Here is a 26,972-nt window from a genome sequence, read left to right as displayed (position 1 = left end):
TTCTATAGCTACACGATATATGCAATAACAAACACAATGGCTAATTAGTCAAGAGTAAACATACGGGGATCGTTACAAATCAGTTTAGAGTTTATACTGTGGAATTTTTCCTCTCCGATATAGTAGTGTGCAATGCCTTCGGTAGGCTACGCCAACTCCCTTTTTGCAGGTAAGTAAAATTTCAGATTAGCGATCGCACTTTTAAAGCATTCAAAAAGTAAATTCAAGAGATTTTAAACCGCAGATAAACGCAAACAAACGCAGATTTTTAATCTGTGTTGATAATTTTTTTTACCATGTTTGGGATACTTATATATTTTTGTTGATAATTGATAATTAAGTCAAAATCGCTCCACCCATTAATTTTTGATAGCGATAGTCCAACTCAGCTTGCAACAATGGCAATTTTTCTAAATTTCCATCTCTAAGAATAATTTTTTCTGCTGCATCTCGCGCTATTTGTAGTACTTCTTGATCTTCTACCAAACTTGCTAAGGCAAAATCTGCTAATCCAGATTGACGAGTACCCAAAACTTCCCCAGGACCACGCAACCGCATATCCATTTCAGCAATAAAAAAGCCATCCTGCGATTGTTCCAACACATTCAAACGTTGGCGTGCATCTGGAGTTGTACTGCTACTCATTAATAAACAGTAAGAACGATGAGAACCACGACCGACACGCCCTCGTAACTGGTGCAATTGAGATAACCCAAAACGTTCAGCATTTTCAATCATCATTACTGTTGCATTGGGTACGTCTACACCAACTTCAATAACAGTAGTAGAAACAATAATTTGAGTTTTGTTATCACGGAAAGCATTAATAACTTCATCTTTCTCAGCAGAACTCATGCGACCATGCAAAAGTCCTACTTGAAATTCAGGGAAGATGCTTTCTGAGAGATGTTGATGTTCATCAACTGCTGATCTTAAATCTAGTTTTTCTGATTCTTCAATTAACGGTAAAACAACATAAACTTGTCGTCCTTCCGCTATTTCACGACGAATTAAATCATAAGCATTGTTGCGTTCTTTCCCTGTTAGTGCAGTTGTATAAATTGCTTGTCTTCCTGGTGGTAATTCATCAATCTGACTAACATCTAAATCTCCATGCAAAGTTAAAGCTAAGGTGCGTGGAATTGGTGTGGCAGTCATGGTTAATACATGAGGTTGTTCACCTTTAGAAAGTAAACGCGCCCGTTGATGCACTCCAAAGCGATGTTGTTCATCAATTACTACTAAACCTAGTTTATGAAAGTTTACTGGATCTTGAATTAAAGCGTGAGTACCTACAAGTAATGATAATTCACCTGTTTCTAGTTGGGCATGAATTTGACGACGTTTAGCTGTTTTAGTAGATCCAGTTAATAGTTCTACAGGCAAATGTAGCAGATTAAACCAACTTACTAACTTGCGATAATGTTGTTCTGCAAGTACTTCAGTCGGAGCCATTAAAGCTCCTTGGTAGCCAGATTGAACGGCTGCTAAAATAGCAATTACTGCAACTACTGTTTTACCTGAACCGACATCACCTTGTACTAAGCGATTCATCGGTGTTGGTTTTTGTAAGTCGTTGAGGATGTCGTTTATTACCCTTTGTTGAGCGTTAGTTAGTTTGAAAGGAAGAATTTGTTCAAACTCTTCAATAAGTTTGCCAGCAGGAAGTAGAATGGCACTGTTTTGAACTTGACGTAAAGCCTGACGACGCTGTAGAAAACCTAATTGTAAGTAGAAAAACTCGTCAAAAACTAAGCGACGACGGGCTGCTTCTTTGGCAGCACTATCACTAGGAAAATGGATATTTGCGATCGCATCCTTTAAACCAACTAACCCATATTGGTTGCGGATCACCGATGGTAAAGGGTCTTTGAGTTGTGCTGCGGCTGGTAAAACAGCCGTCACAGCTTGGCGCACCATATCAGCAGGTACTCCCTCTGTGAGGGGATAAACTGGCACTACTCGACCAATATTTAGTGAGTCAATAGTATCTTCTGGATGTGCTAAAACTTCTATTTCGGGATTATCTAAAGTTAAACCATACTTATTCTTTTTAACTAAACCAGATGCAGCAACTATTGAACCTGATTCATAGCGTCTTTTTAAAGCTTCTTGCCAACCACGATTGCTATAACGGTTGCCTGCAAAAAACCGACTCAGCTTAATTCTACCGCTTTGGTCTGTAATCACTAACTCTAAAATGGTTAATTTGTTATTTTTCTGGGTTGTGAAGCAGTTACAACTTTTGATTTTGCCGACAAGTGTGACTGTTTCGCCTGCTTCTAGTTCAGAAATATTTACCTGACGCGCATAATCAATATGGTCGCGTGGGTAGTAAAAAAGTAGGTCACGAACAGTATATAAATTCAGCTTTGTAAGATACCCGCCCTTTCTTACCCCAATTTCTGCCACATTTGCTAGTGGTTGGTCAAGGCTAAGGTTAGAGGAATATCCACTGTTTGCTTCTGAATTGGTTTTAACTATAGGAGTTGTAGGAGGCTGTTTAACCTGAGTTTTTGATTGTTGGTTATACATCTTCTCCCCTGCGCCCCTACGCCCCTGCGCCCCTGCGCTTCCCTGCTCAATTTGCTGGATAAATTGGCTAGCTTCTGCTACTAAATGTTGTCTCTCTAAAAGTGTTAGTTGAGGATAACGTGCAAATTGACTAGCCATTTCTTGCCATCGGCGGCGTTCCAAGGCAGTTATTACTGTTGGTGTTTGACCGAAGCTAAGGCAGAGAAACTCACTAAAGCGATATTGTTTGCCTACTAAATCAGTGAAGCCATATTCAGCTTCTACTGATAAAGCTTTTTGTAATCGCACCCAGTCTGGTGATTGTGTCATAAACAATTAGCGTGATTAATTATTGCAAATTCTGACTCCTCAGTTTCCAAACAGGTTGATTAAACTTCTTGCATAAGTCGATATTTGTATTTCATCTGCGTTTATCTGCGTTTATCTGCGGTTAATTTTAATTCTGAAACCCAAACAATAATTTTTATAAGAAGCCTATTCTTCAAACCAACTGCTACGCCATGCTGCTTCTGCTTCAGCAATAGTTCGTTCTCGCTGTTTTTTGTGATACTCACGCCTGAGTGTGCTTAAGCGAGATGAAAGGTGGCGAATTTGGTTACGATTAGCCATTGCTGAGGTATCAGCAAACTCAATTTCCGATAAGCGCAGGCGAATAGCAAGGATTTGGGTTATTTTTGCGCTTTCCGGTTCTTGGGGGTTTTCTGTTTCCATCACCAAGTTTAAAAGATTAGGTTGCCCAAGCACATTTTCACCAGATCCATCAGCTTGGGCTGCAACTTCTAGAACTTCTTCAGGTAGCTGAGGCGGTAATATTTCAGATTGTTGTAAGAGGCGATTGCTATTACGTGATAGCTGGTGGAGGGTTTGAGCGATCGCTTCTTCTAATTTTTCGATCCTATTTCCTAGTTGTTCTGGGTTAGTTATTGGGGTTGGAGTGTTAATAGTATTGGCGATCGCATTTGTATCATCACTCTCACTTTCCTGCCCTGCTGATGATGAAACATTTTCTACCAGTAAAGGCAATTGTGTTTGAGCTTTTTCTGCCATTTCCCTGAGCGATTTCTGAAGTTGTTGGCGTTGGGAAAATGGCAAACGCACAAATGCGTCAGGGTATCCCTGTGTACAGATATGATAACTAGCTAAAATTAGTTGCTGCCGTACTGCTTGCCCCAGAGATTCCAGATAGGTAGAGTAGTTACTGTCAAATTCTGCTGCCAGAGTTGCTACAACTTCCCCTAGCACTACTAAGTCTTTCTCAATTCGCTCCAGTGTTCCTGCCATAACTATTAAAGGTATACAGATGTACTACCATACTTTAGAATAGCTCTAAAAAAAAGACAGGTCTCCCCGTTGAGTTGACCTGTCTTTCAGCAGACACTCCAGACAGTGCCTTTAATCAGTGAGAAGAGCAATTACTGGTTAGCACCCATTTGAGCAGCTACTTCTTCAGCAAAGTTGCTTTCTTGCTTTTCAATGCCTTCACCGAGTACAAAGCGGACAAAGCGACGCACCTGAATATTTTCACCAAGTTGAGCAATAGTTTGTTTAACTAACTCTTCTACAGTGATATTTTGATCCTTGATGTAAGGCTGATCCATCAAACTCATATCTTTCAGGCGTTTTTCAATCCGACCTTGAACGATCTTTTCTTTGATGTTATCTGGCTTGTTAGCTAAATCGTCTTTACCCATCTCAATGTCTTTTTCCCTCTGGATGAAATCCGCAGGAATGTCATCTACCTTGACATACTCAACATTGGGACAAGCAGCAATTTGCATTGCTACACTCCGCACTAAAGATTGGAAGGCTTCGTTACGACCCACAAAATCAGTTTCACAGTTGACTTCTACTAAGACACCTACTCGACCGCCTGTGTGGATATAACTGCCCACCAAACCTTCTGCGGCTACACGGGCGCTTTTCTTACCAGCACCAGTGATTCCTTTTTGCCGCAGCCATTCCATAGCTTTAGAAAGGTCACCCTCAGTTTCTTTGAGAGCTTTTTTGCAGTCCATCATGCCTGCACCTGTTTTGTCGCGCAGTTCCTTGACGACCTTTGCCGATATTTCCGCCATTTGCCTCTTTCCTGTTGTTCCTACTAAATAATTGATGCCTACAACATTAAATTATTCTTCGGTTTCTTCGTCATCTACTGGATAATCGCCAGTGAGTTCTTCGTACTCCGCGTCTTCGTCAGAGCCTTCGTAATCTTCATCTTCGTATTCTGCTTCTAACTCACCATGACGACCTTCATAGATAGCATCAGCCAATCTGCCAATTATTAGCTTGATTGAACGGATAGCGTCGTCATTAGCTGGGACAGGAATATCAACTACATCTGGGTCGCAGTTAGTATCCAGCAGGGACACAATGGGAAGTGATAACTTCTGGCACTCCAAAACCGCGTTGTATTCCCGTTTTTGGTCTACAATCAACACAATGTCGGGTACTTTACGCATATTTTTGATGCCGCCCAAGTATTTCTGAAGCTTTGCCATTTCCCGACGTAGAACTGATGCTTCTTTTTTAGGCAACAAATCAAGTGCGCCAGTTTCTTCACGGCGTTCTAGATCTTTTAAGCGTTCTACCCGTGTTTTAATCGTAGTCCAGTTAGTAAGCATTCCACCCAACCAACGTTGGTTGATATAGGCAGCACCACAACGGGAAGCTTCTTGAGCGATAATTCCAGCAGCTTGACGCTTTGTACCAACGAACAAGAACTTTTTGCCTTGTTCAGCAGCAGTACGCATATAACTATAAGCTTCTTCCATCAACTGGGCAGTCTGCACCAAGTCAATGATATGTACACCATTACGAGAGGTGTAGATGTAAGGAGCCATTTTAGGGTTCCAACGGCGGGTCTGATGCCCGAAGTGAACCCCTGACTCCATCATTTGAGCCAAAGAAACAACAGCCATTATATTTCTCCTTTCGGGTTAATCCTCCATCCAGGCGCATTTCAAGAATTTGAAACACCCGAAAATCTGGATGTGCGAATTTAGACAACATTATTAAGCTAACACAAATAAGCTTATTTTGTTTTTAGAGATTTTGGTTAACTAGATTAACTCTGCTCCTGGTACCAAGAGGAAATCTGTTACTCCTGGATTTTTACCACACTGAGTAAGTAAAGTTGTAACTTGTCCTCGATGATGGGTTTGATGGTTGAAAAAGTGAACAGCTACGTGCCATAAGGGAAATACGCATTCTCTAGTTTGAGTAACGCTGGTAAATTTGAATGGTGCAGCTAGTTGTTCATCAGTTAAAGAATTAACCCACGCTTTAATTTGTCTATCAGTATCAATACGAGCTTCACGTAACTGTGTAAATTCAGCATAGAGTTCTTGGTCTAAAGATTGAACTTTAAACTGTTGATTTAAAAATTTTCCTAACCAAACTTTGTCAGCTAATAATATATGGTTGAGAGTTCCATGAATAGAACCAAAAAAAGCTTTACGATCTTCTTTGCGAATGGCATCAGGAAGTGATTCGCAAACTGTATATATCTGTTCGTTCATCCATTGATTGTACTCAGACAGCCTTTGAAAGTAGTTAATTGTATTCATTGTTTTGGCGATCGCATCTCAGCTTTAACAAACTTGAAATATAGGTAAAACCTTTAAAGTTTAATTTCACCTGCATCTAACTGGCGCTATGGTTTGGGCAGATCCTTGAGCATTGTCAGATCTACATAACTGGCATCTTTAGCATTGCCAGCTTTAAGAGAAAAAGGTAAATCTGGCTCTCCTAAATGATTTAATACTAATACAGCAGCAGAAAAATCTTGGTTTTGAGTGTAGTCATTAAATGTAATAATTGTTGGTAAACTTGCTTGATTGGCTGATTGCAATCCATGATTAGAGTCTTCTATAACTATACAGTCTTGAGGTTGCAAGTTCATTTGCTGCAAGACATAGTAATAGATATCTGGTGCTGGTTTTTTCGCAGGAACAATATCGCCAGCAGCAATTATTTCAAACCAAGAAGAATCTAGATTATTTTCTAATAAGCTAATAACATTGGGTAAGGCGCTAGTAGTTGCGATCGCTAACCTTATTCCTGCGTTATGTGCTTCTTGAATTAATCGCTTTACTCCTGGGCGCAAAGGAATAATCCCTTCAGATAATAACTGGCGATAATGCTTAATTTTATTGGCGTGTAAATCAGCAATAAAATTATCTGAGGGAATTGAAAAATTAGGACAATATTGCTTTATATAAAAGCTAATTCGTTCTTTTCCACCAGCTACAGATAGCAGTTCGCCATATAAATCAACAGACCAATCCCAATTTAAACCAGCTTCAGCAAAAGCACGATTAAAAGCAACCCGATGTCCATCGCGCTCGGTATCTGCTAAAGTACCGTCAACATCAAAGATCAAAGCACGCAATTTAGTCATATTACAACCCACTTAGTTACTTGCAAGCTATGTTGTAATCTCAGGTGTCACGGGCAAAATAGGTTTCACCTCAGCATTGAGAGTAACAAAATATAACTCTATATTGAGTTGGGGGTAGCGATCGCGTATTTCCCAATAAGCTTTATTTAAATACTCAGCATGAACTTGTTGTTCTCTAGCCGGATCATTACTCAACTCTGGGTCAATTTTATCCGTATAAGCGCCGCAGTCTTGGTGATCGAGAATAATCACTTTTTGAATATGGTGCAACCGATAAGCTAAATCTAATTGATCCCAAAAAGCTTGAGCATCTGCTTGGTGGGGAACACCACTTAATGCTAAGGAAGCACCCGCAAGTGCAGTAAAATCATATTGATTACCTAAGTTTTGCAGGGATAAGAAATAGCGTTCTGCTTCTAGGATGCGAAAGTCAATGCAGCTAAGAACTAAAGCTTTGGGGGTTCTTTCTGCTTTAGCAGGTTGTGCATTTGAGAAGATAGCTAGAGAAATAGCTCCTGGTAGAAGTGACTTTAGCAAATGACGGCGGCTGATGCCAGCACAAGTACGGCAGTTTTGATTGTGGTTCATGGAACCTATTATTCCAGTAGATCCGGAAAATGTCTTTAATATTAAGGCTTGGTTATGAAAAGATCATTTAGTCATCAAGTTTCACTAAAATTTGCCCCAGAATTTCAAGAACATCGTCAAGATGCTTCTGCTATATTGCTGACACCCGACAAACATCTTTGGTTAGCCTCAGATGAAACTACAACGATTGAGTGTTTTTCTTGGAATGGTAATCAATCTTTTGATAACCAACGTTCATTTAAAGTCTCAAATTTTATTGATTTGCCAGAACCAGATGACCAAGAAATTGATATAGAAGGTTTTGATTATGATAATTCTTATCTTTGGTTAGTTGGTTCGCATAGTTGGAAACGCAAAAAGCCAAAACCTGATAAAAGCGATCTAAAAAATATTCAAAGACTAGCTACAATTGCTACAGAAAAAAATCGCTATATACTAGCGCGTATTCCTTTAGTCAAAGGCGAACTATATAAATCTTGTCAACACCCAGACAATCCTAATCAACAGCTAAATGCTGGAAGGTTGCAGTTGACAAAAACTGGGAATTTATTAACAAAAGTATTAAAAACTGATGCCCATTTAGGAATGTTTGTTTCTTCTACTGTTCCTAGCAAGGATAATGGATTTGATATTGAAGGAATAGCAGTTAGCAAAAATAAAGTTTTGCTGGGTTTGCGAGGTCCTGTTTTGCGGGGTTGGGCAATGATATTAGAGTTAGAAGTTGCAGAAAGTAGCCCAGGTATATTAACGCTAAATAGCATTGGGGAGAATAGGCAACAATACAGGAAACATTTTGTTGATTTGAAGGGTTTGGGTGTTCGGGATTTATGTTTTGATGGCGAAGATTTGTTAATATTAGCAGGTCCAACGATGGATTTAGATGGACCAGTTAAGGTTTTCCGCCTTACTAATGCTCGGAATCTTCCCAACAATACTTTATTCAAACCCGATTTAGTGATGAATTTGCCTTATGGAGATGGTGAGGATCATGCTGAAGGAATGACTTTGTTTGATGCGATCGCAAAACAGCATTCCTTATTAGTCGTTTATGACTCACCAGCCCAGACGCGACTCAAGGGCGAATCCGAAGTTTTGGCAGATGTTTTTAAGTTGCAGTGTTGAGTTTTATGTTGACTGATTGAGATGAAGGGTAGACAACCTTAAAGATTAGTAGAAATTGCTTGTACTGGACAGGTAGGGATACACTGTTCGCAGACAATGCAGCGCGATCGCGTAAAATTTAGTTTAAATGTTGTTGGTTCTAATGTTAAGGCTTCTGTAGGGCAAACACCAGTACACAAACCGCAGTGAACACACACTTCTTCATCAATTAAGATATCACGGCTGGCTAGAGAAACATTGATGCCTTGCGATCGCATCCACTCAATTGCGCCATCCAACTGATCGATATCACCCAATAATTCCACTACCAGCGTACCTACCTGATTTGGTGCAACCTGCGCCCGAATAATATTTGCAGCTACGTTAAAATCTTTTGCCAGTCGATAGGTAACTGGCATTTGAACTGAACTTTTAGGAAAGATGAGTGTTACCCGTTTTTTCACAGTAGAGCCAGTGAGGACTAATGATTGCTTAGACTAAAACTAAGTGATAACTTCATTTTAAGAAAAATCTCCGATGGCTGTGAATTCACCCCAATCAACTGTAACTCCCCAAAATCAGTCGAAATCTAACGGGGGAACCCGAATTAGAAATTTTTTGATCGCATTAGTTGCGATCGCACTCACTGTTGCTCTATTTCTAGGATTCCGTACTGAGACACCTACAGGCGTTCTCGAAGCTTTAGCAGCAGAAGCCACACCAATAGAGGTTGCTATGAGTAACGGTAAACCAACACTGATGGAGTTTTATGCTGACTGGTGTACCAGTTGTCAGGCAATGGCTCCAGATATGGTAGAACTTAAACAGCAGTACGGCGACAAGCTGAATTTTGTGATGTTAAATGTGGATAACAATAAGTGGTTGCCAGAAATCAGCCGTTATCGGGTAGATGGTATTCCAGATTTTGTATTTATGAATAACAAGGGAGTTGCGATCGCTCAAAGTATTGGGGAGCAACCACGCCCTGTGATGGCAGCAAATTTAGAAGCTTTAATTGCTGAACAACCACTGCCTTATATTCAGTCTGCTGGACAAATTTCGCCATTTCAACCACCTGTAGCTGAGAAATCTAATTCTGAAGATCCTCGCAGTCATGGTAGCCAGGTGCAATAAGAGATTAAGAGAGATTTAACCGCAGATAAACGCAGATAAACGCAGATGGAATACAAGATTTATCTGCTTATGCAGCAGGTTTATTATTCATCGCCATGAAAGTTTCGCTCAGGCAATCATAGGATATTCAAGTTGTTGAATCATTCTTTTTGCTGCTACTAAATCGTAAGGAAAAGGTGGTTTCATGGGACGATAATCTCTTGCTTCTGGTGAACCATGATGTAGCAGCGCATTTACTAACATACAGGGTTCTGAACTCAGGTTGATTGCTCCATGCGGCACATAAGGGGGAATGCTTACCACCATCGGTTGCTGTTCACTCATAGGAATGTATTGATAACGTCGGTTGTGCAACACTACTAAGACAAAACTACCGCGCACTACTAATAATTGGTCAGTTTGAAAGCGATGGACATACAAATCTTCAATTGTTTGTGGTGGAATTTGTACTAGCATCGTTTCGTGACTTGACTGAGGTGTATAAAACTCAGCCATACCACCTTTTATTGAAGATAACGGGCGGATTTCGATTCCTTTGATTAAACTCATATTCAGCATCCTAAAATTTAAAGCTTATTCTTTAAATCTAGGAAGCTGAATTGTAAAAAGTTGTTACTATTGCAACAAATAAGCGTCTAACGGTGATATATGCACCCAAGGATAGAGGAGCGATCGCTTACCCCTGCAAAGAAGCTTTTAAACTGCTGGGTTGTGCTAAATTACCCTGTAAAATTACACCGCGATCGTTATTGGATAAATGACGCAGCAGCTTATAAATTGCTTCAACTTGATCGGGTTGTCCAGCTTTTTCGGCTATTTCGGATAAAGATAAAGAGGCATTTTCTTTTAAAACCTCCATAACCTTTTTCTGCAAATCTAGAATTTCTGCGGCGGCTTTCTTACCTGCTTCTACCCCTGGTTGATGGTAAGCATTGATGTTAACCATAAAGCCATAAAATCCTACAGCCCTCTCATATAAAGCAATTAACGCCCCAACTGTACGGGGATTTACTTGTGGAATTGTGACAGTAATTGAATCACGTTTTTTTTCGTAAAGTGCTTGGCGAGTTCCTTGTAAAAATCCTGATAAATAATCTCCTGATGTCACACCAGGATCTATTTCTACAGATGAACCTTGACGATCTTCTAAAACTTCAATGAATGTCATAAAAAAGTTTGGTACTCCCTCTCGCAACTGCTGTACATAAGCGTGTTGGTCTGTTGAGCCTTTATTGCCATATACAGCAATTCCTTGGTAAACAATATTGCCGTCTAAATCTTTTTCTTTACCCAGAGATTCCATCACTAACTGTTGCAAGTAGCGGCTAAACAGTAGCAAGCTATCTTTGTAGGGTAAGACAACCATATCTTTTTCACCCCGACCATTACCAGCAAAGTACCAAGCAAGAGCAAGTAATGCTGCGGGGTTGGTTTTGAGATCCGGCTTGCGGGTAGCAATATCCATTTCTTTTGCACCAGCTAACATCTCGCGGATATCAATTCCTTGCAAAGCTGCTGGTACAAAACCGACTGCTGAAAGTTCTGATGTTCTACCACCTACCCAATCTGGCATCGGAAATGTTGCTAACCAATTTTCGGATGTAGCAACGTTGTATAATTTGCTACCTGTACCAGTAACAGCAACAGCATGGGCGCTAAAATTAAGGTTTTGCTTGGCGTAAGCATTTTGCACTTCAATCATGCCGTTACGAGGTTCTGGTGTACCTCCAGATTTAGAAATGACGATTACTAAGGTGCGGTAGAGGCGGTCTTTGAGTTTGCTAAACAGGCGATCAATACCTGCGGGATCTGAGTTGTCAATGAAGTGAATATCTAGGGGAGCATTATCTGGTGCTAGTGCTTCAGCAACAAACTCAGGTCCGAGTGCAGAACCGCCGATTCCTATTGAGATAATGTCTGTAAACTTTCTCGCGTCGGGGGGATGAATTTCCCCGCTATGAATTTTACTGACAAATGCTTCAATTTGTTCAACGGTTTCAATAATTTCTTGTTTGATTTCTGGTGTAGGTGCTAATTCAGGGTTACGGAGCCAATAGTGACCAACCATGCGGTTTTCATCTGGGTTGGCGATCGCACCTTTTTCCAGCGCGTCCATCTCCTTAAAAGCTTTGTCCAGCTTGGGTTGCATTGCCGCGACAAAACTATCATCAAACCGCATCCGGCTGATATCGAGATAAAATTCTAATCCTTCGTGATAGTAAAGCCAATCTTGATAACGTTGCCAAAGTGCAGCAGCATCCATAAGCAAACCTCAATATGAGAGCATTTAACTGTCAGTTTAAGCTTGAAATTGGGCGCTAGATGTCGGGTTTGGGCAAAACTCTTAAGAATTTAACGATATGACCTGTGACTTCGATGCCGATTAAGTATTGATCGACGCTAAAACGGTAAAATATGGCATCCGCACTGATGCGATGTAGTTCTGGCAGGTCTTGAATTTGATTGAACTGCATGAACTCGTGAAAGACGAATTTATAAATCTGCTCATAAGCAGCAGACTCCAAGTTTTGAAGGTCTTGTAGAAAAGACCTAGCGTAGCGCACTTCTAATTTCACAAAATCTCAACTGTTTTAAGCTCTAATGAGCTAAAAATAACTTTTTTAAAAGTGTAAAAATTGTAACGCTTCCTCACGGCTTAACGTATCTCCAGGTTGAACATTTTGCCTAGATTGTTGGATAGCTTGGAGAATATACAGGTCATAATATACCCCTTGCATAACTTTCCAGGCATCTTCTAGGTTTTCATCAGGTATTTGATCAATCAAGTCAGACAATTGTGAGATTAAATAATCTAATCTACCTGCGATAAGTTTCATGGTTAAAAGATTCTAGTTAACTCAGCAATTATGATGTCTTCATGTGATGGGAAATACTGGCTGATACTACTGCTGCGGTACAATCCGAATGCTCTGTGCAATCAAGCAGGTTGGGCAGGGTAGGTTGTTAATGTTTGTGCGATCGCAGTTCCATCACTCAAGGCAATGGTTAATTATCTCGTTTTTCTGGCAATTTCTACAGCAACTTATGCTCTATTTGGCTTAGGGCTAAATTTACAGTGGGGCTACACGGGACTAATTAATTTTGGACACGTTGCTTTTATGACTGTGGGTGCATATACCACAGTTTTATTGAGTTCGCAAGGTGTACCTTTGTTAATTGCGGTAATTATTGGTTCCTCTATAGCAGCACTATTAGGGCTATTAATTGGTTTTTCAACTTTGCGGCTACGGGAAGATTATCTAGCAATTGTGACTATCGGCGTTGCTGAGTTAATCCGTTTGGTGGCACTAAATGAGGAATGGTTAACTAAGGGTGCTTTTGGTGTACAAGGTTATCCACTGCCACTAGGCAATTTTAACCCTAACTTAGTCGGTAAGTTGGTAATGATTGCGGTACTGACTTTGATAACTGGGTTGGCTTTGTGGCGGTTATGGTTATGGGTTTGGAGTAAGCCACAAGCAAATAAGGCGGAAGAAAAAGTAAGCTCACAACCTGCAATTTCTAGGCTGATTTTAGGAATTATTAATTTAGTTTTGTGTGTAGCAGTTTATATTGCTGGTGTTACCGCGCTATATGACTATACCTATAAAGCTGGGTTGATGTTGTTGTCGCTGGTAGTATTAGCACTGGTTTACTGGGGTTTGGAAAGGTTAGTGCGATCGCCTTGGGGTAGAGTACTAAAAGCTATTCGCGAAGATGAGCAAATACCCAAAGCTTTAGGGAAAAATGTTTTTTGGTATAAACTGCAAGCTTTAATGCTGGGTGGTGCAATTGGTGGACTTGCTGGTTCTTTCTATGCTTGGCAATTAACCACAGTTTACCCGACAAACTTTGAACCCATAATTACATTTAATGCTTGGACAATTGTGGTTTTAGGTGGTGGTGGTAATAATTTAGGTACGTTGTTAGGAGCAGTGATCTATTGGGCGTATGATGCTGGAACTCGCTTTATCCTGCCTAGCATTGTGCATCTTGATGATGCTCGTTTAGGCGCATTTCGGATTATGGTAATTGGTTTAATTTTAATGGTACTGATGATCTGGCGACCTCAAGGTATTTTGGGTAAAAAGGAGGAACTCACTCTTGGTAAATAATTCATCTATTCCACCTCAAACAGAAACGACTCTTCAAAATTCAGCGAACAGACTACAAATTGAGCGAGAATTGGATAATTCTTTACCCGCTAATTCTCAACCTTCACCTTTATTAGCGGCAAGTGGACTTTGCAAAAATTTTGGTGGGTTGAAAGCAGTCGATGATGCGGAAATTCAAGTTAAAAAAGGCAGCATTACAGGTTTAATTGGTCCCAATGGTGCTGGTAAAACGACATTTTTTAATCTGCTATCAAACTTTATTCATCCAGACAAAGGGCGGGTAATTTTTGATGGAGAACCTATTGAAAATATGCGTCCTTACCAAATTGCTCAAATGGGTATGGTGCGAACTTTTCAGGTAGCGCGGGTACTTTCTCGGTTATCTGTAGTTGAGAATGTCATGCTAGGCGCTCAAAAACAAACAGGGGAAAACTTTTGGCGGGTGTGGTTTCAACCTCATGTAGTGGCGCAAGAAGAAAAGCAGATTAGAGAACGAGCAATGGCTGTTTTAGAATCTGTGGGACTGGCGCATAAGGCACAAGATTACGCTGGAGCGCTGTCTGGAGGGCAGCGTAAGCTGTTGGAAATGGGGCGGGCGTTGATGACTAACCCTAAGCTGATTTTGTTGGATGAGCCTGCGGCTGGGGTGAACCCGAAGTTGATTGAGGAAATTTGCGATCGCATTATGTCATGGAACCGTGAAGGTTTAACTTTTTTAATCATTGAACACAATATGGACGTGATTATGTCCTTGTGCGATCGCGTTTGGGTATTAGCAGAAGGTCAAAATCTTGCTGCTGGTACTCCTGCGGAAATTCAGACTAATTCGCAAGTTCTTGAAGCTTACTTAGGGCAATAAACTCTCACAATGTTAATTAATTTTTAATTACCCTATAAGTAGTGCGGGCATCTTGCCCGCTTATTACTTTGGGGAAGTGCAACTTTTAAAAAGGATAATTGCTAAGGGTTAACGTTACCATCAGGCATGGTTGCGTTCTTAAAAATTGCATCCATTATATGGGCGCTACTGATTTCTGCCCTAACTAAATTTGAATTAGTCAGATTCGCTCCCTCTAAATCTGCCTTAGCTAGATAAGCATCAACCAAATCCGCATCAGTTAAGTTAGCTTTACTGAGATTTGCCCGACTCAAATCCGCTCTATTTAACCTAGCCTGACTCAAGTTAGCACCACTAAGGTTAGCTTGAGCCAGCTTAATATCAGGCATGGTTGCAGCCCGCAAATCTACGCCCCTAAGATCACCGTTAATTAAAATTACCCGCTCTAATCTGGCATTAGCCAAGTTAGCACCGCTTAAATTTGCTTGTGTGAGGTTAGCCTCAGTAAGAAATGCTCCTTTGAGGTTAGCTTGACTCAGATTAGCGCCGCTTAAATCTACGCCCCGCAGGTTAACTTCGGCAAGGTTAGCACCGCTCAAGTCAACCCTAGCCATATCTGCACCACTTAAATTTGCACCCCGCAAATCAGCTTTGTGTAACTTTGCACCTCGTAAAGTTGAACAATAAACTCTTTTCTCTTCACGTAAGTTAGCCCCGCGCAAACAAGCGCCAGTCAGGTTTGCCCCACTTAGATCAGCGTCGCGCAGATCTGCTTCCATCAAGTTAGCATCTAATAAATTTGCCAATGTAATGTCTGCACCACGTAAATCTGCACCTTGTAGTCTGGCACCATGCAAATCTGCATCATGCAGCATTGCACCCCGTAAATCTGCCTGAATCAAATTAGCGCCACTCAATTTTGAACCCGTTAAATTTGCTTTATACAGCTTTGCTCGATTGAGGTATGCAAAAATTAAGCTGGCACCATGTAGGTCTGCTTCAACTAAGGCTACACCAATCAAATCGGCACAAAACAAGTTGACACCGCTTAAATTGACACCATTAAAGTTTATTTCGCCTGCTGCATAGCGCCGAAGCAGTTCGTTAGCATCCATATCCTCAACCTCTTAACCAGCGTCATCTGACAAGTATTCACAATTCATTTCTTTTATTAATTCGGTAGTGCAAGCGGTCAAGAGTGCGGTAGTTCATTAATCAGGCTATTACTAATAGTTTTATATATTACTTTTGTTTTTGCTCCATTATTGTATCTAGTACAGCGACATTAATGAGCAACTCAAGCATAAACAGAGTTTACCCATTTGAATGATAAAATTAGCAATACCCTCCAAGCACGAGCGCAGGGGTGAAAAGCCTGTTAATAAATAGGTTATAGCTAGGAAGTATTTTATTTGCTCAGTCGAATGTAATAAATATACTTTCAACTTGCCTGTTTGCCAACACCTTTACTGATAACTCAGATTGTTCATAATTAAATTCAACTTAGTTATGGCAGAATTTGATACCGACTATAGGCTGATATTAGGAAAATTCTTCAAAATTTACTTAAGCAAACTTCATCTTGAGATTAACTACTTAATTTTTACAGACTATGAAGGTGAAAATTGACAGGTATTATCTTCATCATTAAAGTCTACGTTTTTAGAATTATTTGAATTGATTTGATTAAAATTGCCTAGAGTCACAGCACTGTTATCAGCACTTTCTTGATTAAGGTTAACTTCTAGATTTTTATATAAAGGTTTCAAACATCTTACTATGACGTTTGCGGCTTTCGTATTTTCATCCGACTGCTGCATATTCATAGAAGCATTCATAATCTGGTATTCAAAATCAGGAAAACTTGACCACACACTAAAGACTTTGATGAGTAAATCATCTAGCTCATATCCTTTAATATTTATCCAATCTTGATTAGTAAAATCAAAGGGGTGATAAAGCGTAGAAAACAAGACAATTTTAGCACGTAGAGGATTTGTATAATTCATTATTTCCATTTTTAATGCAAATGAATCAACGCAGGCTTTAATTTGATTAGAGTTAAAGCCTGCTCTAGGCTTTGATTGCTGTTTTTGTTCCGAATTATTGACTGAACTACCTACAGTATTTGTTTGTACGTTTAATGAAGCAGTTTTTCCAGAAGTTTGTGAGGCTGATCTTCCAGAGGTGAGAGGCGCGGTTTTTCCAGAGGTAACTGAAGCCGCTCTTTGAGCTTCAGGATATAACGGCATCAGGGTACTGTAAATTACTTTAGCAATTAAGGCATACTCTTGGGGCTTATTGAGCGTTTTTACAACATTGTATAAAGAAATTTTGAGACTTTCTAAAGAAGGATTTTTAGATCGAAGTTCTTTAATTAAATCTTCAAATCTAAAAAAATCTAGTTTATTTTTATCATTTTCCCATACTTTTATACAAGCACAAACAATTACCTTTTTAATCCGCAAGGAATTCTCATGTTGCTCTAAGTCTGTAGCCACTTTTTGTAATAAAGAATTATTTTCCATTGTACAAAACAATAAAATTAACTATAGAATATGAAAATACTACTGTCTGGTAAGCTCAAAGCTGGGCTGCTGAATTTTTTCCACAACAATTTAGGCTTTAAGTCTATTTTAATACATTAATTTTCAGTGGCTTGTTAAGTAATCTGACTTTTTCAATAAAGTCTTGAAATAACTAAAATTAAGTACAACTGTTTTCCCTTATCCCTTTGTGCCTTTGGTTCAACAGTTTTAGTTGCAAAAAAGCTGAAAATACCCTCTTCCACGCAGGTTAAGGGATCTTTGGTATGATGTCAGGTTAATTACCCATAATTTTCCATTAGTGTACAAATATTCTTATTTGAAGATTTGTACTTTTTATATCTCTCTGCCCCTCTGCCTCCTCTGCCAAGGATAAAGACATACGCAGAGATCCCCCTACCCCCTTAAAAAGGGGGAATTTGAATTTCTCCCCCTTTTTGAGGGGGTAGGGGGGATCAAGGTTTCAGGCTTTCGGTGCGTAAGTCCTAAGTATAAAAAATAACCAATGCTATTACTCCACTGGGCGAATAATAGCTGGTGTGGTTGATTTAGGTGGTTGGAAAATTGCTTGCAGTGCTTTTTCCAAGGTTTCAGCCATGACTATGCGGTTTTCGTAAACTACAATCGCTCTTACTAGAGTTGGCAGACTATTTTGTTCCGCTTCTAAGTAGAGTGGTTCAACATAAAGCAATGATTGCTCTATGGGAATTACTAGGAGATTTCCTTGCAATGCTCGTGAGCCTTGGCGGTTCCACAGCGAAATCTGTTGGGAAATTACGGGATCTTGGTTAATTCTAGCTTCTATTTGTTCTGGTCCGTAGATCAATTCTTGCTTCGGAAACTGATAAAGTAATAACTTGCCGTAGTTCTGACCATCGGAACGTGCTGCCATCCAAGCAATTAAGTTATTGCGCTGGATGGGAGTAAAGGGCAAAAGCAGCACAAATTCTTCTGATTCAGCCGTTGGCAGTTTCATTATTAGATAGTAAGGTTCTACTGCGCGTGGTTTGTCTCCGTAAATTTCATTGGGAATTCGCCACTGGTCTTCGCGGTTGTAGAATACCTGGGTGTCTGTCATGTGGTATGTCAACAAGCGTTCTGATTGAGTGCTGAATAAATCGACAGGATAACGGATATGACTTTTTAAAGTCACGGGCATAGTATTTAGTGGTTTAAATAAGTCTGGAAAGATGCTAATCCAGCTATTAATGATGGGATCTTGGGAGTCAGCAATATAAAAGTTAACAGAACCGTTGTAGGCATCAATTACAACTTTGACTGAGTTGCGAATGTAGTTAAAATCGTATTTGCCAGGATCGGAGTAGGGATAGCGATCGCTTGTAGTATAAGCATCTACAATCCAATATAAATAATTATCTTGTTCCTTGTCTGGGTTAGCATCGGCAACTACTAAGTAAGGATCGCTATCAAAACGTAAAAAAGGTGCGATCGCCTGAATGCGTTCTATAATATTGCGCCGAAACAATAACTTAGTTTCAGGGGTAAAATTCCAAGTCAAAAGCATTTGCCAATCTTTTAGATACTCGGCAAACAATAACTGCTGCCACCAAGCGCCAATTTTTACCCCACCATTACCATCATAAATGTTATAAACATTCTCATCCCCACTGGGATAGTCCAACTCTTTTGTCTTAGTTGATGTCATCACATAAGTATTGGCAATTTCACCGTAATAAATTCGTGGTTTACCAATAGGAATGCTATTTTCAATATTCTCCCCTGATGTTTTTAATGTCCCCGCGTCAGTAATACCTGTACCAATATCTTTAACAAAGTAATCTGGTAGTCCACCAGCACCAACTGTATTTACTGGGCTAATTGTAAATCCATAACCATGAGTATAAATTAAGTGTTTGTTGATCCAAGTTTTCGCTTCTGTAGGCACAGAATCGTAGTTCAACTCACGAGGCGCAATCAGAACTTGTTGATTTTTAGAATTAGGGTTTGCAGTTTGGTTTTGAGCGTTGTTCGTTAAATTATCCTGTGCTACTTTTAAGGTATAACGGTCAATATCAGCATCAATAAATTGGTAATATGGTCTAATTTGTTGTAGCTGTTGATTTGTTTTTAGTAGAGGAAGTGTATCCCATAGGCGGATGTTGTCAATAGTTAATCTATTTTGTTGAATATCACTATCGTTCAGCCGATTATCTGGGTTAAATGTTTCAACTTCAATATTGTCTAGTGCAAATGCTTTTCGAGTCATAGCAATGCTACGTTCAATATAAGGTTTTTCTCGTGATATTTCGTTTGGTTGCACTATTAAAAGCTGTACTACTCTTGGAAGTAGTAAGTTCCCAGTAAAAGCTAATACTATGAATAATCCCAAGCTGATAGTTATAGGTTTAATAACTTTTTTATCTAAGCTTAAGAATAGCCTTTGCCATAAAAACAGTAGCGCGATCGCACTTGATAAGAAAATTAACGCTGTCTCGACTCGCAATTGCACTTCTACATCGGTATAACTCGCTCCGTAGGTGACACCACGAGTAGAATAAAGTAGTTGATAACGAGCTAACCAATGATGGAAAGCCATCTCAAACATCAACAAACAGCTTATACAATATAAGTGGCGTAGCTGTTGCTGAGAAAAGCCGATAAATTTACCTTCAGATAAGCTATTTCCTGAGAGTAAATAATTTAAGGCTACTGCTATCAGTGCAAATATAAATAATCCCCTTAGCCAAAAATCTAATAATTCCCATACAGGTAAGGAAAAAATATAAAAGCTAATATCGTTTTTAAATAAGGGGTCAATGGTATTAAAAGCGGTAGGTTGAAAATACAGTAAAAATTTACTCCAGTTAGATGATAGTACTAACGTATAGAACAAACTTAAACTAAGTGCGATCGCAATTAGTACAAATTGGTGATTACTAGCTATAGCTAAAATAATTCCTACTAGCAAAAGTAGCTGCCCAACTTGCAAAAGTAGTTGCGACCAAGTGGTAATTACTGGTAACTTGCTTTTAAGATCCTGTACCTGCTCTAAAATCGAACTAAGTTTAAATACGCTCGGTACAGTGGAAGTTATAGCGGTAACGTTAATATTGTTATGCCAAAAGCCTAATATAATCTGCCCGTAATAGAGCAACATCAACCCTAGTATTAAACTTAGCAACATTACAATTGGTAACAGCCAACGCCAAGTAACACCATTTTTAGGTATGACTGCTTCCTGAAATTTCTCTTGCCAAGGAGGGCTAGGATTGAGCGTTTTTTGATTGGGCAGTATTAAACTAGCACCCGAATCTATAGAAGAATATTTAAGACGCGCTGCTAATGTTAGATTGCCTAGTAGAAATGTAGCAGTTAACAAGAATGCGATCGCGCCTAAAATAAACTGAGTTTTTAGCCGTAACAGAAACGCTGTTAAATATCCAACTTCTTCAAACCAAAAAATTTCTGCTACTAAGTGAGAAACTAGATCGACAACTAGCCATAATCCCAGTATCAGTGCTATCAGCGTAAAGCCTCGATTCCAAAAATGCTTGAGTTTCATTGTCTCCAATTCCCACAGCCTGAAGGCTGGGGCTATACAGACTAAGCCTGCCTACGCAGGCTTTTTTAATTGATTAAAAATCTAGCCAGCGCAGGCGGGCTTTGTTAGTATAGCTGCACCCTTCAGGGTGTCAACGTCATTGTATCTCTACATCCTGAAACCTATCGAATCGTTACCCCTTCTGAATTACCCGCAATATCTGGCACAACAATAGGCGGCTCACCAACAACAGAAGGGCATTTTTCCATAACTTTTGGTGGAATATTATCAAATTTAGCTCCTTCAATTAAAATAGTACCTGCACTGCTGTTACAAATAGCAGCATGGGTATTTTTACTGGTAACTAAGTTGTTGATTGTCAGTTCTCCTCGATTTATTATCCCTATCCGATTTTTAGATATTTTCAAATTAATTAAAGAAGCATTTCCAGAGTTATTTATACCAAGGTAATTACTATTTATTTTTAAGTTATTAAACACAGGGGAAGCACCTTTATAAATATAAATTGCTGCACCATTCCGATTTCCCATCATTTGCTGATTATAAACTTCAAGATTATCTAATTGAGGTTTAGTACCCTGATTAATATACACTCCTTGATGAAATGTACTCAACACTTTTAAATTAGATATTTTTGGAGATGAAAAAATTGTTACTATTCCATCAATATTTATATTTTTAATATTTAAACTGGCATTTTGCCTGCTATTGTTATCATAACTCTCAATTCCAATTTGCAATTCTGAGTTTATAATTTTCAAATTTTCTAAATTTGAATTTTTATCAAGCCTTATACTCGTCTTAATAATTGTCGTGTCTCCACTCCCCACAACTGAAACACCTGGAGTAATTTCAATTGTTGTACTATCACCGCTATTGGCTGAGTAAATCCCCGCAACTAACTTAATTAATACAGGCTTATTCTCATCTCCATCCTGTAATCTAATCGCTTGCTTAATCGCTCTCGTCAAACTTCTATAAGGTGACTTTTGAGAACCAGCATTATTATCATTTCCTTGATCGGCAACAAACACTACCTCAGCATTTGTAGCCGTAACATTCCTTTCAACCTGATTATCAGATCCAAACGGAGAAACGTAAATATCCGCTTCCGAATTATTTGATTCGGAACTATCCCAACTCGGAGGCGTATTTAAACCTTGACTAACTTTGTTATCCGGATAATTAATATTTGAATTAACAAATCCTCTAGCTGCTGATTTTAACTCAGCATTTGCCAAACCCAAGCCAGTATTTGAAAACCCTAAAAACCGATCAAAATTACTAAAAAAAGCCATACTGCCTGATAAAAGCGAACCACTGAGGATGAGAAATTCCCAGACAAATTTATCAGGGAACTTCCGGCAACTTTTATCAGGCATATTGACAAACCCTTGATTCTATGTGTTAGCGTTTGGACTAACTTGTTCTAAATTAAACAACATTTGCAAAGATTGCATTGCTTTACGTCGCGCTTCAATATCCTGCTGCGCTCTTAATTGCACCATTGGATCGTGAAGAATTTTATTAACAATACCGCGAGTTAAAGCTTCGATAACTTCTTGATGTCTTTCGGCAAATTCCGAACCCAATCTTGATAAAGCTTTTTCTAACTCTTGGGCGCGGATAGTTTCCATTTTATCACGCAAACAGCTAATAGTTGGGACTGTTTCTAGCGATCGCCACCAGAGATCAAATCCTTCAACTTCTTCTTCTAAAAGCACTTCTGCTTCTAGAGCCATTTGGCGACGACTTTCTTGATTTTGTGCAACTACTGCTTTTAAATCATCAACATTAAAAGCATCGACATTTTCTAACTCATTGACATCTGCATCCACATTACGTGGTACAGAAATATCAAATAACATTAAAGCTCGATGTGGTTCTAAACAGCTTTCGAGTTTAGCTTTATTTAATAAAGGTTCTGTAGAAGCAGTGCTAGTAAATACTAAATCTGAAGCAGAAATTACTGATAGCATTTCTGACAAAGGATGTAATTCTAAATTAGCATCAGGAAACTGTTTAGCTAATTCTTCAGCACGGCGTGTAGAACGGTTTAAAACTGAAATTTGGGTTGCACCTTTAGATATAAGATGTTGCACTAACAGGCGTGACATCTTACCTGCACCCAAAATTGCGACACGGTAAGCAGCTAAATTTTGTACCTTCATTTGAGCTAATTCAACTGCTGCTGAACTAATAGAAACAGCACCAGTACCAATGCTAGTTTCAGTACGAACTCGCTTACCTGCTGTGAGTGCTTGTTTAAATAAACGGTTGAGAATTGAACCAATTCCCTTGTATTGCTGACCGATTTTTTGAGTGTTTTTAACTTGCGCGAGAATTTGTCCTTCTCCGAGTACCAAGCTATCTAAACCTGCTGCTACACGCATCAAGTGCATAACTGAATCTTGGTGCAACAAGATAAATAAATGATGCCGCAAATGGTGCATTGGCAATTTAGCATAGTCACAAAGAAACTGACGTACTTCAGCAACACCTTGCTCAGTTTCGTGAGAAACTATGTAAATTTCTAAACGGTTGCAAGTGCTAAGAATAGCTACTTCTTCAATGTGGGGATAACTAAGTAATTGAGCCATTACACTTTCCATTTGTGTTTCTGGAATGCTCAATTTTTCCCGCACTTCCACTGGCGCTGTCTTATGGCTTAAACCTATAACTGCAATATTCATGTGTTCTGCCTAATTAGCGATTAGCGATTAGCAATTAGCGATTAGCAATCAGCCATCAGCTATATAATCTATTTTCCTTGAAAGCTGATGGCTGAAACTGACTACTGACGGCTAGATAACAGTTATCTACCTCAATTGCAGAGCTTTTGGTTCATCAAACATATGAATTGTGTCAACAAATCGTGCTGTTTTAGATTGACTAGAGATTACCAAGCTCTGAGTACGCGCACCACCATGAAAATAGCGAACGCCTTCCATCAAAGTACCAGGAGTGATTCCGCAAGCAGCAAATAACACTGTCTTACCAGAGGCTAATTCCTCTGCATTGTAAACTTTGTCAGGATCTGTAATACCCATTTCGTTCAAGCGGTCAATATTGCCTTGTCTTGTCCACTTTTCGCTTTCAGGAGTATTAACGTCTGCGGGATCGTAAATTAGTTGCCCTTGGAAGTGTCCACCTAAGCAGCGCATAGCAGCCGCAGAAATAACGCCTTCTGGTGCTGCACCAACGCCCATCAGTGCATGAATGTTAGTACCTGCAAAAGCACAACAAATGGCAGCAGAAACGTCACCATCACTAATCAGGCGCACTCTTGCTCCTGCTTGGCGAATTTCCGCAATTAGATCTTTGTGACGAGGGCGATCCATTACCACTACTACTAACTCGTCAATAGAGCGGCTTAAACACTCTGAAAGAATCTTGAGGTTTTCGGTAGCAGACTTGTTAATATCAACATGACCTCTGGCAGGAGCAGGAGCAGCTAACTTTCTCATGTAGAAGTCAGGAGCAGCAAATAAGCCACCTTTTTCTGCAATTGCTAATACTGCCATAGAGCCATTTTGACCGTAGGCAACTAAGTTAGTGCCTTCGCAGGGATCAACAGCAATGTCAATCTCCATTAACTCGTCAGGGTTGCAGTAAGTTTTTGCATCTTCGCGGGTACAAATGCCCACTTCTTCGCCTATGTAAAGCATAGGCGCTTCGTCCCGTTCACCTTCTCCGATGACGATCCGACCGCGCATATAGATTTGATTCATCCGTTCCCGCATAGCTTCTACAGCTACTTGGTCGGCTGTATCTTTTTCGCCTTTACCCATCCATCGGGCAGATGCGATCGCAGCTTTTTCTACAACTTCAATAATTTCTAAACCGAGGGTATTTTCCACGAAGTCTATTCTCCCAACTGCCTGATTTGGCTACGTTTCATCTGGCTATTACAGTCTAAAGTCTATCAGAGGGGAGATACCGTTGAATGAAGATCATCTGAATCTCTAATTGTTAAGTTTTGCTACTAATGTCTGGTTGTTGAGTTTTATTGATAAAACTAAGCTGAATTTCGCAAATACTGTATGATTTATGGCTCAATTTAAACAGTACTTAATGCCAAACGCGGGCAAGATACCCGCACTACATTTGTGGTGACATATATGTAGAGACGCATAATTTCGCGTCTCTACTTGTTCTAACGTGATGTAGCTTTAGCTTCTGTGAACTGAGAATGTTTTTTTGTGGATTTCTGGGTAGAGGGGCAGCTAACAATAAGATCTTTTCCATTAGCTTAGGAGCAATGCGATCGCACAATACCGCTAAATAACTCTGCCATCCCACTAAAATTTCCGTCGATTCCCTTTCCAAACCTGCAACTAATGCCTTTGCTACCTGTTGGGGAGTCATGGGTTTAATCCATCGAAACCACTGTAAGTTACGAACCATATCAGTGTCAGTTAGAGATGGTAAGAAGGCAACAACTTGGATACGATGTGCCGCTAATTCACCCCGTAAGGCTTGGGTAAAGCCGCGAATAGCAAATTTAGTCGCTGAGTAGGTTGCCATTGTTGGAGCCGCCAATCTGCCCATCAAGCTAGAAACATTGATAATTGTCCCTTCTTGTTGAGTTACCATGCGTCGGGCAACTAAACGGGTAATGGTATACATCCCGATGAGGTTGGTGGCAATTTCTTCTTGGACATTGGCTAAACGCGATCGCAAGAATGGTACTTGATGAGCTACTCCAGCACAATTGACCAGAATGTGAATAGGTGCATAGTCGCGCCAAGTTTGAGCAATGGCAATATTTACTTCAACTGGCTTGGTAAGATCCAATGTCAACAGAATTACTTCTGTACCAAATTCTTCAATTTCCGCAGCCACTTCTGCTAACTTCTGATGGCTACGAGCTACCAAAATTAAGCGTTTTACTCCAGCTGAAGCAAATTCTAATGCGATCGCTCGCCCAATTCCACGAGATGCTCCAGTAATTAGAGCCGTTTTTCCTTGAATATTCATAAATTAAAGCCTCCTTAATTGAGGTTTCATTACCGCTCAATAGTGCCTAGATAGATACTTGTGCAGAGAAAGCACCGTTGAAACGTAATCATGTCAAGTGTGATTCATGCTCCCTGTAAAGATTGGAGAGTACTGAGAGCATAATTAGTAAAAAAGTTCCCAGGGAAACTAACTGAAACGTAAAGCAGTTAATGGCAAAAAAATCAGCAAACAGGTGAAGAGGGATGAGCAATGAAAGGCATAATTAACAGACCTCCTAGATGCAAGCATCTACGAACAACAAACCTATAAGCACAGACTAGCAACGTAATCAACTACCTGCAACATTTATTAGCAAAAAAGTCAAACTATTATATTACGACATAATATTTTCATAATTTTTCATATACGCACTTTGGTCTAAATCCCTTAAAAGGCTTCTTTATAAAAGCTTTTAAGGGATTTAATATTACCTACTTCACTAAATAAAATATGAGAAAACACCACATTGCTCTAGTAAATCTGAACTAATGTAACGAAATCTAAAAAGTCTAAATTTCCCACATTGCTAAAAAACTACTTTGTAATTACAATGTAAATATGAGTGAGTTAGCATTCGACTGGGATGATCAAAAAGCCAAGGTCAACAAGCGAAAACATGGAATTTCGTTTGTTGAAGCGCAAACTGTGTTTTATGACGAAAATGCACGCTTACGCTACGACTCCGACCACTCTCTAGACGAAGAACGATACATCCTCTTAGGTATTAGCAGTTCGCTTAACCTGTTGGTAGTGTGTCATATTTATAGAGAGCAAGATGGCATTGTTCGGATCATTTCAGCCCGTAAAGCAACTAAGCAAGAGGTTAAACAATACCGTAGTTTTTCCCTATGAAAGATGAATACGATTTCTCTGAATCAGTTCAAAATCCCTACTTTAAAAAGCTGAAAAAACAGGTGACGATTCGGCTTGAGGAGGAAGTAGTAGATTATTTTAAAACACTATCTGAAGAAGCTGGAATTCCTTATCAGACCCTCATTAACCTTTATCTGCAAGATTGTATGCGATCGCAAAAAAAGTTGTCATTAGACTGGGTAAAAACTGTCTAATTTTATAAAAATAAGTGACAGCTAAACGAATTAAGACAAGTCCAGAAGTAGGTTGGGTTGAACGATAGTGAAACCCAAATAGGATGCTAAATTAACGAAAAAATCTAGCAATATATCTGTATAGA

25 protein-coding genes are annotated in these 26,972 nt (G+C 39.5%); 6 read left to right on the top strand and 19 right to left on the bottom strand.

Annotation, left to right across the window (positions count from 1 at the left end; genetic code table 11):
* Positions 1-336: 336 nt before the first annotated feature.
* The 7 genes from recG to CRI9333_RS10340 all read right to left on the bottom strand — a co-directional run bounded on the left by recG (position 337) and on the right by CRI9333_RS10340 (position 7,522).
* Positions 337-2,844, bottom strand: coding sequence for an ATP-dependent DNA helicase RecG (gene recG, locus CRI9333_RS10370; protein ID WP_015203123.1), 2,508 nt, complete (start codon positions 2,842-2,844; stop codon positions 337-339).
* A gap of 165 nt (positions 2,845-3,009) precedes the next feature.
* Positions 3,010-3,816 carry a hypothetical protein gene (locus CRI9333_RS10365; RefSeq protein WP_015203122.1) on the bottom strand — a complete coding sequence of 269 codons (807 nt, stop codon included), beginning with the start codon at positions 3,814-3,816 and terminating at the stop codon, positions 3,010-3,012.
* Between the two features lie 131 nt (positions 3,817-3,947).
* A complete protein-coding gene (tsf, locus tag CRI9333_RS10360; protein ID WP_015203121.1) occupies positions 3,948-4,610 on the bottom strand; it encodes a translation elongation factor Ts in 663 nt (220 codons plus the stop codon).
* 51 nt (positions 4,611-4,661) lie between these two features.
* A complete protein-coding gene (rpsB, locus tag CRI9333_RS10355) occupies positions 4,662-5,453 on the bottom strand; it encodes a 30S ribosomal protein S2 (protein ID WP_015203120.1) in 792 nt (263 codons plus the stop codon).
* A 141-nt stretch (positions 5,454-5,594) separates the two neighbouring features.
* Entirely contained in the window at positions 5,595-6,101 is a 507-nt protein-coding gene (locus tag CRI9333_RS10350; protein ID WP_015203119.1) for a DinB family protein, read from the bottom strand.
* Between the two features lie 86 nt (positions 6,102-6,187).
* The gene (locus tag CRI9333_RS10345) at positions 6,188-6,934 is read right to left on the bottom strand and encodes an HAD family hydrolase (protein ID WP_015203118.1); all 747 of its coding nucleotides are present in this window, start codon (positions 6,932-6,934) and stop codon (positions 6,188-6,190) included.
* A 27-nt stretch (positions 6,935-6,961) separates the two neighbouring features.
* A complete protein-coding gene (locus CRI9333_RS10340) occupies positions 6,962-7,522 on the bottom strand; it encodes a carbonic anhydrase (RefSeq protein ID WP_015203117.1) in 561 nt (186 codons plus the stop codon).
* 54 nt (positions 7,523-7,576) lie between these two features.
* On the opposite strand from CRI9333_RS10340, the gene CRI9333_RS10335 reads away from it, so the two are divergent.
* On the top strand, positions 7,577-8,644 hold the full coding sequence (locus tag CRI9333_RS10335; protein ID WP_015203116.1) for a DUF3616 domain-containing protein: 1,068 nt from the start codon (positions 7,577-7,579) through the stop codon (positions 8,642-8,644).
* 38 nt (positions 8,645-8,682) lie between these two features.
* On the opposite strand, the gene CRI9333_RS10330 is transcribed toward CRI9333_RS10335, so the two are convergent.
* Complete coding sequence (locus tag CRI9333_RS10330; RefSeq protein WP_015203115.1) at positions 8,683-9,087, bottom strand: NIL domain-containing protein; 405 nt, start codon at positions 9,085-9,087, stop codon at positions 8,683-8,685.
* Between the two features lie 73 nt (positions 9,088-9,160).
* On the opposite strand from CRI9333_RS10330, the gene CRI9333_RS10325 reads away from it, so the two are divergent.
* On the top strand, positions 9,161-9,757 hold the full coding sequence (locus CRI9333_RS10325) for a thioredoxin family protein (protein ID WP_015203114.1): 597 nt from the start codon (positions 9,161-9,163) through the stop codon (positions 9,755-9,757).
* A 108-nt stretch (positions 9,758-9,865) separates the two neighbouring features.
* On the opposite strand, the gene CRI9333_RS10320 is transcribed toward CRI9333_RS10325, so the two are convergent.
* The 4 genes from CRI9333_RS10320 to CRI9333_RS10305 form a co-directional block, all read right to left on the bottom strand.
* Positions 9,866-10,306, bottom strand: coding sequence for a cupin domain-containing protein (locus CRI9333_RS10320; protein WP_015203113.1), 441 nt, complete (start codon positions 10,304-10,306; stop codon positions 9,866-9,868).
* Positions 10,307-10,433: 127 nt separating this feature from the next.
* Positions 10,434-12,020, bottom strand: coding sequence for a glucose-6-phosphate isomerase (locus CRI9333_RS10315; protein WP_015203112.1), 1,587 nt, complete (start codon positions 12,018-12,020; stop codon positions 10,434-10,436).
* A gap of 55 nt (positions 12,021-12,075) precedes the next feature.
* The gene (locus tag CRI9333_RS10310) at positions 12,076-12,333 is read right to left on the bottom strand and encodes a hypothetical protein (protein WP_015203111.1); all 258 of its coding nucleotides are present in this window, start codon (positions 12,331-12,333) and stop codon (positions 12,076-12,078) included.
* A 45-nt stretch (positions 12,334-12,378) separates the two neighbouring features.
* Positions 12,379-12,594: a hypothetical protein gene (locus CRI9333_RS10305; RefSeq protein WP_015203110.1), complete on the bottom strand. Its 216-nt coding sequence runs from the start codon at positions 12,592-12,594 to the stop codon at positions 12,379-12,381.
* A 165-nt stretch (positions 12,595-12,759) separates the two neighbouring features.
* Here CRI9333_RS10305 and CRI9333_RS10300 point away from each other — a divergent pair, with 165 nt between their 5' ends.
* Both CRI9333_RS10300 and CRI9333_RS10295 read left to right on the top strand, forming a co-directional pair.
* Entirely contained in the window at positions 12,760-13,872 is a 1,113-nt protein-coding gene (locus CRI9333_RS10300) for a branched-chain amino acid ABC transporter permease (RefSeq protein ID WP_015203109.1), read from the top strand.
* Positions 13,873-13,942: 70 nt separating this feature from the next.
* Entirely contained in the window at positions 13,943-14,731 is a 789-nt protein-coding gene (locus CRI9333_RS10295; protein ID WP_041226560.1) for an ABC transporter ATP-binding protein, read from the top strand.
* Between the two features lie 101 nt (positions 14,732-14,832).
* On the opposite strand, the gene CRI9333_RS10290 is transcribed toward CRI9333_RS10295, so the two are convergent.
* The 7 genes from CRI9333_RS10290 to CRI9333_RS10260 all read right to left on the bottom strand — a co-directional run bounded on the left by CRI9333_RS10290 (position 14,833) and on the right by CRI9333_RS10260 (position 25,759).
* Positions 14,833-15,825 carry a pentapeptide repeat-containing protein gene (locus CRI9333_RS10290; protein WP_015203107.1) on the bottom strand — a complete coding sequence of 331 codons (993 nt, stop codon included), beginning with the start codon at positions 15,823-15,825 and terminating at the stop codon, positions 14,833-14,835.
* Positions 15,826-16,320: 495 nt separating this feature from the next.
* Complete coding sequence (locus CRI9333_RS10285; protein ID WP_015203106.1) at positions 16,321-17,238, bottom strand: hypothetical protein; 918 nt, start codon at positions 17,236-17,238, stop codon at positions 16,321-16,323.
* A 529-nt stretch (positions 17,239-17,767) separates the two neighbouring features.
* Positions 17,768-20,779 carry a UPF0182 family protein gene (locus tag CRI9333_RS10280; RefSeq protein WP_015203105.1) on the bottom strand — a complete coding sequence of 1,004 codons (3,012 nt, stop codon included), beginning with the start codon at positions 20,777-20,779 and terminating at the stop codon, positions 17,768-17,770.
* 161 nt (positions 20,780-20,940) lie between these two features.
* Positions 20,941-22,161, bottom strand: coding sequence for a DUF1565 domain-containing protein (locus tag CRI9333_RS10275; RefSeq protein ID WP_015203104.1), 1,221 nt, complete (start codon positions 22,159-22,161; stop codon positions 20,941-20,943).
* Positions 22,162-22,179: 18 nt separating this feature from the next.
* Positions 22,180-23,472 carry a glutamyl-tRNA reductase gene (locus CRI9333_RS10270; protein ID WP_015203103.1) on the bottom strand — a complete coding sequence of 431 codons (1,293 nt, stop codon included), beginning with the start codon at positions 23,470-23,472 and terminating at the stop codon, positions 22,180-22,182.
* 126 nt (positions 23,473-23,598) lie between these two features.
* Entirely contained in the window at positions 23,599-24,639 is a 1,041-nt protein-coding gene (gene glpX, locus CRI9333_RS10265) for a class II fructose-bisphosphatase (RefSeq protein WP_015203102.1), read from the bottom strand.
* Between the two features lie 241 nt (positions 24,640-24,880).
* Positions 24,881-25,759 carry an SDR family NAD(P)-dependent oxidoreductase gene (locus CRI9333_RS10260; protein WP_015203101.1) on the bottom strand — a complete coding sequence of 293 codons (879 nt, stop codon included), beginning with the start codon at positions 25,757-25,759 and terminating at the stop codon, positions 24,881-24,883.
* A gap of 579 nt (positions 25,760-26,338) precedes the next feature.
* Between CRI9333_RS10260 and CRI9333_RS10255 the strand changes: the two genes are divergently transcribed.
* Both CRI9333_RS10255 and CRI9333_RS10250 read left to right on the top strand, forming a co-directional pair.
* The gene (locus tag CRI9333_RS10255) at positions 26,339-26,632 is read left to right on the top strand and encodes a BrnT family toxin (RefSeq protein WP_015203100.1); all 294 of its coding nucleotides are present in this window, start codon (positions 26,339-26,341) and stop codon (positions 26,630-26,632) included.
* Positions 26,629-26,847 carry a BrnA antitoxin family protein gene (locus CRI9333_RS10250; protein WP_015203099.1) on the top strand — a complete coding sequence of 73 codons (219 nt, stop codon included), beginning with the start codon at positions 26,629-26,631 and terminating at the stop codon, positions 26,845-26,847. The genes CRI9333_RS10255 and CRI9333_RS10250 overlap by 4 nt, the downstream gene beginning before the upstream one ends.
* Positions 26,848-26,972 lie beyond the last annotated feature (125 nt).

This window comes from Crinalium epipsammum PCC 9333 (genome assembly GCF_000317495.1).
GTDB classification, from domain to species: domain Bacteria; phylum Cyanobacteriota; class Cyanobacteriia; order Cyanobacteriales; family PCC-9333; genus Crinalium; species Crinalium epipsammum.
This window is presented reverse-complemented; position numbering and strand designations above follow the sequence as displayed.